11 protein-coding genes and 1 pseudogene are annotated in these 10,131 nt (G+C 67.8%); 5 read left to right on the top strand and 7 right to left on the bottom strand.

Features of this window, described 5'->3' with window-relative positions; genetic code table 11:
* Positions 1 to 12: 12 nt before the first annotated feature.
* The 4 genes and pseudogenes from B118_RS0120485 to B118_RS0120475 form a co-directional block, all read right to left on the bottom strand.
* A complete protein-coding gene (locus B118_RS0120485; RefSeq protein WP_018812113.1) occupies positions 13 to 1,329 on the bottom strand; it encodes an ISL3 family transposase in 1,317 nt (438 codons plus the stop codon).
* 117 nt (positions 1,330 to 1,446) lie between these two features.
* A pseudogene (locus tag B118_RS28770) lies at positions 1,447 to 2,103 on the bottom strand (right-handed parallel beta-helix repeat-containing protein); the annotation flags it as partial.
* A 297-nt stretch (positions 2,104 to 2,400) separates the two neighbouring features.
* Complete coding sequence (locus tag B118_RS33105) at positions 2,401 to 2,622, bottom strand: hypothetical protein (RefSeq protein ID WP_026270831.1); 222 nt, start codon at positions 2,620 to 2,622, stop codon at positions 2,401 to 2,403.
* Positions 2,623 to 2,631: 9 nt separating this feature from the next.
* Positions 2,632 to 2,865 carry a hypothetical protein gene (locus B118_RS0120475; RefSeq protein ID WP_026270832.1) on the bottom strand — a complete coding sequence of 78 codons (234 nt, stop codon included), beginning with the start codon at positions 2,863 to 2,865 and terminating at the stop codon, positions 2,632 to 2,634.
* Positions 2,866 to 2,998: 133 nt separating this feature from the next.
* Here B118_RS0120475 and B118_RS0120470 point away from each other — a divergent pair, with 133 nt between their 5' ends.
* Positions 2,999 to 3,772, top strand: coding sequence for a helix-turn-helix domain-containing protein (locus tag B118_RS0120470; protein WP_018812116.1), 774 nt, complete (start codon positions 2,999 to 3,001; stop codon positions 3,770 to 3,772).
* A 146-nt stretch (positions 3,773 to 3,918) separates the two neighbouring features.
* Here B118_RS0120470 and B118_RS31915 read toward each other — a convergent pair whose 3' ends face one another.
* Positions 3,919 to 5,205 (bottom strand): hypothetical protein, encoded by a 1,287-nt coding sequence (locus B118_RS31915; protein ID WP_028193331.1) that lies wholly within the window; start codon positions 5,203 to 5,205, stop codon positions 3,919 to 3,921.
* A 341-nt stretch (positions 5,206 to 5,546) separates the two neighbouring features.
* Between B118_RS31915 and B118_RS0120460 the strand changes: the two genes are divergently transcribed.
* Positions 5,547 to 6,092, top strand: a complete 546-nt coding sequence (locus tag B118_RS0120460) for a GNAT family N-acetyltransferase (RefSeq protein ID WP_018222038.1) — start codon at positions 5,547 to 5,549, stop codon at positions 6,090 to 6,092.
* Between the two features lie 87 nt (positions 6,093 to 6,179).
* Here B118_RS0120460 and B118_RS0120455 read toward each other — a convergent pair whose 3' ends face one another.
* Together B118_RS0120455 and B118_RS0120450 are read right to left on the bottom strand one after the other, a co-directional pair.
* A complete protein-coding gene (locus B118_RS0120455) occupies positions 6,180 to 6,638 on the bottom strand; it encodes an ArsI/CadI family heavy metal resistance metalloenzyme (RefSeq protein ID WP_018222039.1) in 459 nt (152 codons plus the stop codon).
* 146 nt (positions 6,639 to 6,784) lie between these two features.
* Positions 6,785 to 8,035: an MFS transporter gene (locus B118_RS0120450; protein ID WP_018812118.1), complete on the bottom strand. Its 1,251-nt coding sequence runs from the start codon at positions 8,033 to 8,035 to the stop codon at positions 6,785 to 6,787.
* Positions 8,036 to 8,095: 60 nt separating this feature from the next.
* On the opposite strand from B118_RS0120450, the gene B118_RS0120445 reads away from it, so the two are divergent.
* The 3 genes from B118_RS0120445 to B118_RS0120435 all read left to right on the top strand — a co-directional run bounded on the left by B118_RS0120445 (position 8,096) and on the right by B118_RS0120435 (position 10,045).
* Positions 8,096 to 8,854 carry a DeoR/GlpR family DNA-binding transcription regulator gene (locus B118_RS0120445; RefSeq protein ID WP_018812119.1) on the top strand — a complete coding sequence of 253 codons (759 nt, stop codon included), beginning with the start codon at positions 8,096 to 8,098 and terminating at the stop codon, positions 8,852 to 8,854.
* Positions 8,855 to 9,209: 355 nt separating this feature from the next.
* Positions 9,210 to 9,593, top strand: coding sequence for an RNHCP domain-containing protein (locus tag B118_RS0120440; RefSeq protein ID WP_018222042.1), 384 nt, complete (start codon positions 9,210 to 9,212; stop codon positions 9,591 to 9,593).
* Positions 9,594 to 9,613: 20 nt separating this feature from the next.
* Complete coding sequence (locus tag B118_RS0120435; RefSeq protein WP_026185590.1) at positions 9,614 to 10,045, top strand: RNHCP domain-containing protein; 432 nt, start codon at positions 9,614 to 9,616, stop codon at positions 10,043 to 10,045.
* The last annotated feature ends 86 nt before the right edge of the window (positions 10,046 to 10,131 follow it).

Genomic DNA, 10,131 nt, shown 5'->3' with positions numbered 1-10,131 from the left:
GGCTCTTCGAAGTTAGGCGAGGTTGAGGTGTCCGCGGTGGCGTCGGGTGGTCGCGGTGCGGGTGCGTAGGCGCTGGTTTTCGGGGTTTCGGAAGCCGTAGGCGTCGCGGGCGACGGTCTTGATGACCCGGTTGGTTCCTTCTGAGCCGGCGTTGGTGATGCCGGTGGTCAGGAACGCGTGGATCTGCGGCCACCAGGTCTCGATGGTGGTGGCGAGTCGGTGTAGTTCGGGCAGGTCAGTGGCAGCGCAGCGGGTGTAGAAGCGGCGTAGCAGCCGGTGGACGTGTTCGCGGTCGGGCTGGGTGCGGGCGGTCGCGAGCAGGTCGAGCAGGTCTTCCTTGGCGTTCCACGCGGCGAGGATCGGGGTGCCGATCTTGGCGGGTAGGGCGTCGAGGGTGTCGGTCAGGCGGTCGACGTGTTTGCCGGGCATGCGAGCCGCCGAGCGGGTCAGCCGGTTGCGCATCCGCCACTCCGGGTCGTTACCGCGGCCACGACGCCCGCGTTGGGTGAGCGTGACCCGGCGGCGGACCTCGGTCACGGCCCGGTTGGCCAGCTGCACGACGTGGAAGTGGTCGGCGACCAGCACCGCGTGCGGCAGCACTTGCCGGATCGCGGCCTTGAACACGGTGCACATGTCGATCGCGACCGCGCGGATCTGCTCGCGCCAGGCCGGTGGGCGAGCGGCCAGCCAGCCGGTGACAGCGGCGGTGGTGCGGCCTTCGACCTGCGCGAGGAGCCCTTGGCCGCCGGACAAGTCGCAGAAGCCGACGTGCCACCGGTCCGCGGTCGTGGTCCACGAGGCGGCCTGCTCGTCCCAGATCCAGTGCGGTTTGCCCCGGCGGACCTCGTCGATGCCAAGCACCGCGACCGGCTCGGGCTCGGCCGGCAACACCGCAGTGGCGTGGGTGGTGAACGCGGCCGCGACGATCGGCCACGAGACACCGTGGTCGCGGGCGGCCTGCACGATCGTGCGCCCGCCGTCGGCGACCGCCGCCCCAGCCGCCTGCCGCAACCGGATGGTCAGCCTTGAACGGGCCGGCACCTGGGCGACCTGCTCGGTGAACGACCTGCGCGGACAGGCCGGCGTCGGGCAGTACCAGCGTCGTTTACGCCAGCGCAGCCTCACCGGCCGCCCAGCGACCGGCAGGTCCCGCGGCCGCGTCGTGGTCCACTGCTTCACCCGCGCTGCTCGCTGCCCGCACTGCGGGCAGCATCGTGCCTGTTCACAACTGGTGGACAGGTTCACCACGGGGACGCCGGCGGCGTCCAGCTCGACTCGCTCGGCCACCAGGCCGTCCAGACCCAGCAGCCGGGTCGTATCGTTGACCATGCTCGCAGCTCTTCACTTGTGACATCCGAACTAGACACTCAGATGATCACCGATGAGCTGCGAGCCCTTCACATCCGGGTCACCGCCAGCCACGAACCCCGCTCAACTTCGAAGAGCCGTAATGCCGTTGTTGGCGATGCCCCCGCCGTTGCCGTCGGCGATGTTGCGGGTGATAGCGCTGTCGTTGGTGGTGAGTCTTCCGCCGGTGTTGACGAGTATTGCGCCACCGTCGCCGATGGTCTGTCCGCCGGTGATTTTCAGATTGTTGAGGGTGAGGTCGCCGCCGACGTTGATGGTGAGGATGCGGAACTGGTCGGCGGCGGCGGCGCGTTCGATGGTGGTGTGTTTGCTGCCGTTGAGGGTGATGGTGGGCAGGCCGGCGCCGTCGAGGTTGGTGGTGAGCAGGTAGGTGCAGTCTTTGGCGAGGTTGAGGGTGGCGCCGCCGCGGGCGTTGGCGAGGGTGATAGCGGCGATGAGGGCGTTGGCGTCGCAGGGCACGGGGGCGCCCTTGGGTTGCTTCCCCTTCACCCCGCTGCCCCTGCCGGTGTGCTTGCCCCTGCCGTCGTCGCGTTTACCGCGGCGGTCGTCAACGGAGGGGGCGTCGCCGGCGGCAGCGACGTCGTGACTGATCGCGCTGGCGGCCGGGGTGACGACCGCGCCGCCGGTGCTGAGGGTCAAGCCCGTCATGCCGGCCAACCCGACGGCCCACCACCGGTTTCTGGCTCGGCGCGCCCGGGGCTTGTCTGGTTCGTGGTCGTGGTGCGGTTGGGCCATCACAGTCTTGGTCTCCTTTCTCCGTGAACGGCGAGCAACGCACCACCTGCGGTGGCCGTTCCTCGGCTACCGGGCAGGCGATAGCGACCACCTTCAGCTAACTCCGACACAGCCCCCAGACAGCCATAAAAACGAAGAAAACGCTTAAATAAGACAGAGATGCGGTGCGAGTCAGGACAACGGCCGGACCCTGACTGATCCGGGCGGACCGGGCCAACCCGGACGAGTGGTGGTGCTCGGATCAGGTCACCGCGGAGCAGTCCGGTCCAGCCGTCAGGAAGAATCTGAGGGTTGGTGTCACCGCCAGCCCCGCACCCGCTTCGGGGGCGCCCAGCAGCCCTGCCCCGCCGAGGTTAGGTAATCGTAGGCGGTTTCGGTGGGTGGGCACGGCCACCCACAGCCACAGACCGGGCACCGGTCCACGCGTGGCCAGTGTTCGGTGATGATTCGCCGAGCGGACAGGAGCATCCGGTTGCGCAACTGGGCTGCCGACAGCCGGTCACGGGCGCGATCAGGCATCGGTGGCCATCACTGGGAGTTGGCCCGCTGTCGGGCCAGCGGGGTCATCAACGGCCGAGTATCGAAGATCACCGTTGGCTGGTTGCGGAGTGGGTTGTAGGCACCCGCCCGTGTCGCGTACCGGTTCGCAGGTCCGGTCGCATCCATGTGCGCGGGCCGACGGCCGAAGCGGTGCGTGGCGGCAGGCCGTGCGGGTACGGACTGGCCGATGAGTCGCCGCCAGGCACTACGGATGTTTCGCATGAGGATCGCCCTCCCTCGGTGCTGCTATAGCGGTTGGCTCCCGTCATGATGTCGCTGCTGTGTCGCCGGGCGCGGCGGCACAGCACATGGCAAACCACCACCATTCACGGCGACATTCAGGCGACAGATAGCTATGGTGATGACCATGACTACCCCCAACACCGCGCTCCGAGCTGTCCGTGCCGGGATGCGGATGAGCCAGGACGACTTCGCCCGCGCGCTGCAGGCCGCCGGGCACCGGGCCGGAGAACCGAACGACGCCAACAAGCGGCTTGTCCAGCGGTGGGAGTCTGGCGCGATCGCTGCTCCCAGGCCCGTCTACCTCCGTGCGCTGGAGGTCGTTACCGGCCTCCCCATCGAGCTACTCGGCTTCGCCGCGCTGCCGGGCGCTCAGGTCAAGGCCGATCGCGAGGGAGGCCACGACCTGACCTCGTCGATGTCGGATCTGGCCACCCCAGAGCCGGCGGCTCGCCCCGGCACCCCGCACGGCTCTTACGTGGGCGTGTGGCTCAGTCGCTATCAGTACTACTCAAGCGGCCGCGGTGAGTCTTACGCCGGGCAGCACTACGTGGTGCTGTTGCAGCACAGTGACCGGCTGACCGTACGCAGCCTCCCGAACTCCGCCTCCTCCTCGCTGGCGCTGGATCTCACGGTGGACGGCAGCGTCATCACCGGGACGTGGACCGAGCAGACGGCCGAGGAGGGCTACTACCGAGGCGCCCGCTATCACGGAGCGATCCAGTTGCTCGTCGAGCCGACCGGCAGACGCATGACCGGCAAGTGGGTCGGCTTCGGTAAAGCCATGGATATCAACACTGGCCCATGGGAGCTGGTGTTCCAGGACAACTCGACCAGCAAGGCCACTCTGGACCGGTACAACACTCTGCCGCGGGACCTTCCCGAATAGCGCGCGGTCTCCCCGGGAGCTGAGGGCATCCCGGCGCGATGGGCGCCGGAACCCTGGCTCGCCACCCGCGTCGAACGGACCGGGCCCCGCCCCCTACCGGAGTTCGGCGGGAGCGGGGCCACTGTGGGGCCGATTCGTTTGGTCTTCTAGCCGGCGCAGCCGGGGACGTTGACGCAGTTGTTGGGTCGGTTCTTGACCACGATCGTGCCGGTGGCGGTGTTCAGGTTCACCGTGCCGTTGTCGTTGTAGATCCCCCCGCCGTCGGTGACGGCGACATTCTTGATGACTTTTGTCGCGATGAGGTCGAGGGTGCCGGTGGCTTCGTTGTTGATGCCGCCGCCCTGGTTGCCCGCCTGGTTACCGATGACCTCCGTCTGCTGGAGGACGGTCTCTCCGGAGTTACTGATGCCGCCCCCGTTGGTGGCGGCGGTGTTCTTCTTGATGGTGCTGTCCCTGACGACGAGGAATGCGCCATTGGAGACCGCCGCCCCGCCACCAGATTGGCTCGTCGCGGTGTTGTCCGCGAGGAGAACCTTTTCGAGGGTGACCTGGCCGGGGGAGTTGATCAGGAAACCGCCACCCTGGGGTGCGGTGTTGTTCAAGATTCGGGTGTGCGTCAGGGTATGCGTTCCCGAACCCAGCAGCAGCCCACCGCCGGCGTCGCTGGCCTGGTTGTGAGCGATGACGCTGTGCGTGGCGCTCATGCTGTCAAGGCTGAAGATGCCGCCCGCCTCACTTCCGTTGTTCGACTCGACCTGAGACTTGGTCAACGTGAGCAGGCCGGAGTTGAAGATCCCGCCGCCGAATACGGCAGTGTTGCGGCTGACGGTGGAGTGGTTGAGGGTGGCCACGCCGTTGTTGCGGATGCCGCCACCGCTGCCCCCGGAGATGTTGCGGGTGATGGTGCTGTGGTTGGTGGTGAGTGCGCCGCCGGTGTTGACGAGGATGCCGCCGCCGTCGCNGTCGGTTTGTCCGCCGGTGATGGTGAGGTGGTGGAGGGTGAGGTCGCCGCCGGTGTCGACGGTGAGGATTCTGAATTGTTCGACGGCGGCGGCGCGTTCGATGGTGGTGTGTTTGCCGCCGTTGAGGGTGATGGGGGTGGTGATGTCGGGGAGGCCGGCGTCGTCGATGGGGGCGGTGAGTAGGTAGGTGCACTTGCTGGCGAGGTTGAGGGTGGCGCCGCCGCGGGCGTTGGCGAGGGTGATCGCGGCGATCAGCTTGTCCGTGTCGCAGGGGACGGGAATGCCCTTGGGTTCCTTCTTGCCCTTGCCCTGCTCGTCGGATTCGCCGCGGTGGCCACCGGTGGCGGGCTTGTCCGGCGTCCCGGGATGGTCCGCGGTCTTGCCAGGGCGGTCCTCGGCGCTGGTCGGGAAAGGCCGGGCGGCGTCCGCGGCGGCGGCAACCCCGACGGTGGTGAGGGCCAAGCCCGTCATCCCGGCCAGTCCGACCGCCCACCATCGTGGCTTTGGGCGGCGTTGGCGCAGCCGGCTCGGTTCGTGTTTGTGGTGCTGCTGGTCCATCGCGTGGTCCATCGCGCTCCGCTGTCCTTCCCCGTTTACGGACGAGGAGCCACCCAGGGCGGTGCGGTGTGGCGCTCCTCGGGCTACCAGGTAGGAGGCAACCAACACGAGTAAAATCCGGCATAGGGTATGTAAGAGGCGATATATGAACAAAAGCCCCCAAATGAGATGCGAGCCTGCTTACACGTATCGGGTAGTCGCGTTGAGCTGCGGTAGTTTTGCATCCCGTGACAGCACCTGAGATCACCGTTGCCATGCCGGGAGACCGTGAGCGCGTCGTCGGCTCACTTGTCGCCGCCTTCGAGAAGGACCCCCTGCTGCGATGTTATTTCCCCGACCAGGCGACCTACCCTGAGTACGCCACTGTCTTCTTTGGGTACCTTTTCGACAAGCAGGTGCAGCAACAAACGATCTGGACGATCGAGCGCGGAGCGTCGGTCGCGATCTGGCAGGCGCCTGGGGTGGAAGGCGAGGAACTGGACGGCGTTCTCGCCACTCACCTCCCCGCCGAGGCGCTGAGTCGCTTCGATGCCTTCCATCGGGCGATGGACGCGGCGCTGCCCACAGAGCCGTTCTGGTACCTCAGCGTCCTGGGCACCCATCCTGAGAGTATGGGTCGTCGATGGGGCCACGCGGTCATGGCGATGGGGCTGCGACACGCCGCCGCAGCGGGTCTTCCGGCGGTCCTGGAAACCAGCAACCCCGACAACGTCGAGGTGTACCGGCGTGCTGGCTGGGAGGTGGCGAGCACCTTCGAGGAGCCCCTGCCCACCTGGATCATGCGGCAGTCGACGCACTGAGTTCCGGCCCCAACGCACCTCGGCAGGACCGCCGGCGCGGTCGTTGAGTGAGGCGCCGGCGGTCACTGCCTCGATGCGTACGGGCGGTCAGCAGCAGCTCGCCTGGTTGCCGCTGCCCGCCGTTTCCTTCGCCCCGGTCGGGGTGCAGCACGCGCTCTCGGTCGCCTTCTGGAGTTGGTCGGAGTCGGCCTTGACGGTGTAGACCTCCCACGGCTCCTTGCCGGGGCCGTGCACCCAGACCTTGTCCTGGAGCGCGTAGCAGCACTCGGTGTTCTGCTCCTCCAGGGTGGTAAGACCGGAGTCGGCGAGTCGCCTGGTCGCGGCGTCTACCTCGTCGGTGCTGGGCACCTCGACCCCCAGGTGGTCCAGCGCGGTGGTCTGGTCCGGCTCACCTTCCAGGAGTACGAGCTTCAGCGGCGGGTTCGTCACGGCGAAGTTGGCGTAGCCGGGGCGGCGCTTGGCTGGCTCGGTGTTGAACAGCTTCGAGTAGAAGGCGATTGAGCCTTCGAGGTCGGAGACGCGGAGCGCGAGCTGTACCCGGGACATGGTTTTCCTCCTGCTGGGTTCGATCATCTGGTTGTCGGCGTGGATGGAGCGACGCCGGCTTCGCTGTCTCGATGTTTCTCGAAGCAAACTCCAGTCTGCTCCCTGATTTGAAGACTGTCAACCTAGAGAGTTATCTAAATAGCTCTTCAGCTCCGCTGCGCCCCGGGCCCGTTTGCTGTTGATCGGGCGGTGGCCGGCTGCGGAGCCTCGACGTCGAGCCGGGTCTCCTCCTCCTGGGGGTGAAGGACGCGGGCCACGAGCGCGGCGACCAGGCAGAGGATCGCGGGCAGGACGAACGTGTAGTTCAGGGGCATCAGCTGGGTGAGCGGCCCGATGACGGCGGGTCCGCCAAGCATGCCGAGGTAGCCGAGGCCCGCGACGCGGGAGACGTTGGTGCCGGCAGCATCCGGGTCGGTGTGACCGGCCGCGCTGAAGAGCTGCGGGACGGCGCCGGAGAGACCGATTCCGAGCAGCGTCCACCCGGCGAGAGCGAGTGGGATCGACGGCGCGAGCGCGATGGTGGTGAGGGCGAGCGCGGCCAGCGCGCAGCCGTACCGGACGATGGCCACCGGGCCGAAACGGGCGACGATGGTGTCGGTGAGGAAGCGTCCAATCGTCATGGCGGCGGCGAAGGCTCCGTAGGCGAGCGCGGCGGTGGCGGCGGGTGTGTCGAACGCGTCGCGCATGGACAACGTGCTCCAGTCGTTGGCGACGCCTTCGGTGAGCATCAGGATCAGTGCGAGCCCGGCGAGCGCCCAGATGCGCAGCGGAGCTTTGGTCCGGCGGCTCCTGGTGGTGCTGGCTGGGGTCCGCGCGCCGGTGTTCGCCGGCAACGACAGCAGTGCGGGCGCGGCGGCCGCGGTGGCTGCCAGGCCGAGGAGGCTGACCGTGGTCAGCGTGGTTGTGGGGCCCCAGCCCCAGCTGAGGGTCCGCGCGCCGGCCAGTGCGGCGAGGACGCCGCCGACGGAGAACATGGCATGGAACGCGGACATGATCGGGCGCTTGTATCCAGCCTCGACCTGCACCGCGTGGGCGTTCATGCTGACGTCCAGGCAGCCGTTGCCGATGCCCAGCACCAGTAGGGCCAGGCCCAGTGTCCCGGCGTTCCCAGCGAAGGCGGGCGGGATCAGCGTCGCGCTGCACAGGGCCGCGCTCAGCGGGACGACCCGACGCGCGCCGAAGCGGTCGGTGAGGGGTCCCACGACCTGCATCCCGACGAAAGCGCCGGCACCGAGGAGGAGCAGGAGCCAGCCGAGTGTGGCGTGGCTGATGGCGGCCCGGTGCTCGATGACAGGGATATGGACGACCCAGATCCCCAGGATGAAGCCGTTGAGGGTGAAGTAGGCGAAGGTGGCCAGCCGAGCCGCCCGTAGCGATTCAAACATGCAAGCGAACATAGCAAACATGTTTTTTGTTCTAACATCGAAATTTGAACGCAACTGGTGTTCAATAGGGGGATGGCGAGCGTGGACCGACACCGACAGATCACCGATGCCGTACGCCGGGCCGGGCGGCTCAGCGTCGCGGAGCTGGCGGAGCGAACCGGCACCTCGGAGATGACCGTCCGCCGAGACCTGGAGCTCCTGGCCGAGCAGGGCCTGCTTGAGCGTTACCGGGGTGGGGCCAGAAGCGTGCTGCTGCGCGGCGACGAACCCCCGTTCGCGCTTCGGGCGAGCGAGGGTGCGGAGGTCAAACAACGAATCGCCGCGGCGGTAGCCGAGATGATCGCGGACGGCGAGGCGATCGTCATCGACGCTGGCACCACCTGCCTTGCGGTGGCCCGCGCACTGGCGCGTCGCCGCCTGACCGTCATGCCGCTGTCCCTGCACGCGACCAACGCCCTCGTCGGCGCACCCCAACTGAGGCTGCTCGTGCCTGGTGGGGAGCCCCGCCCCGGCGAGTTGGCGCTGACCGGCCCTCTGGCGGAGGCGTCCCTCGCCACGCTGCGCTTCGACACCGCGGTCATCGGCTGCTGCGGCCTGACCGCCACGAACGGGCTGACCGCGTACGACCTGGCTGACGCCGCGATCAAGCGCGCCGCGATTGCATCGGCCCACCGCGTCATCGTGGTAGCCGAGGCGGCCAAACTCTCCCGTACCGCCCTCGCCCTGGTCGCTCCCGCCGCTGCGCTGCACGCTGTCGTAACCACCGCTGACGCCCCCGACGAGGAGGTGGACGCCCTGAAAGCCCTCGGCGTCGCCGTACGTCAGGTGTGATCCGTGAGCCGCTCTCCTGCGGGCCCAGCCCGTGGGGGTGGGCTGGTGCTCGATAATCCGGGTGACAGCGGCGGTGTGGGCTGCCTACCCTGACGGAGGTTCCGTACCCTGCTCTGGGCCGCTGCCCTGGGAGAGAGATTTTATGATCCAGCCCGCGCCGAGTGCGCCTCGCTGCACCGTTCAGTAGTCCGCTTCTCGATGCCGCTCCTTCCGAGCGGTAAGTGACCGGACGTTATCTTCCGGTGCCTGACTCCGCCACCCATGCCCGGCGTGCGTATGCCACGACGGGTCGAGGCGAGGCTTGCTCGGCCTGCTCTTGCTGTCCCTACCAGCATTTCAGCAAGGAGCACCCCGGGTGTCCAACACCAAGAAGACTCTCTCGCGTACGTCGCAGAACATCCTGAAGATCGACACGTTCTCCTGTATCCGGTGCGGCCTCACCGTGTCCGCCGCCGCCGGAGACGGTGTCCGGCGCAATCACTGCCCGTCCTGTCTGCACTCCCAGCACGTTCACGATCACGTCGAGGGCGGTCCCAGTGACTGTCGGAGCCGGATGTCGCCGATCGCCATCGCCGTGCTCCGCACTGGCGACTGGATGGTCATCCACCGCTGCGTACGCTGCGATGAGCTGACCGCCAACCCCATCTGCGCCGACGACAACCAGCTCATCTTGATGCGTATCGCCGTGCGCCCACTGGCGCAGCCCCCGTTTCCGCTCGAAACCTTCGGCGACCTCTGAATCGACTGGAGGTATCGACGATGCCAAGGCGTAGCGGAAGCGCGTACGAGCGGGCGCGAGCCAACCGGCGGCCACAGCGACACAAGGACGTTCTCCACCGGCAGGGTGGGCATCGGGCGAACGACTTCCGATGCGTGGGCTGCCGGCTGGACGTGTCGTCCGAGGCGCCCGGCACCACGCACCGCAATCACTGCCCGAACTGCCTGGCCAGCCTGCACGTGGACCGGCGAATCCCCGGCGACCGAGCCGCGACCTGCCGCGGCCGGATGGAGGCGTTGAGCATGTCGGTGCGGCCCGACGGTGAATGGATGATCATCCACCAGTGCCGCTCCTGCGGCGAGCTCAGCGCCAACCGGATCGCCGGCGACGACAACGCACTGATCCTCGTACGGTTGGCGGTCAAGCCGTTACGGGATCCCGGCATCGCCCGGCGCATGTTTCTCGTACCGTGATCGACCGATCGACACCTGACCGCTGAGGTCGGTGGGCGGAGGGCTCGGCGCGCTGATCCTGACCAGTTCGGCTCGCCGAGCTGCCC

Origin of the sequence: Salinispora pacifica CNR114 (genome assembly GCF_000514775.1) — a bacterium.
GTDB lineage: Bacteria > Actinomycetota > Actinomycetes > Mycobacteriales > Micromonosporaceae > Micromonospora > Micromonospora pacifica.
This window is presented reverse-complemented; position numbering and strand designations above follow the sequence as displayed.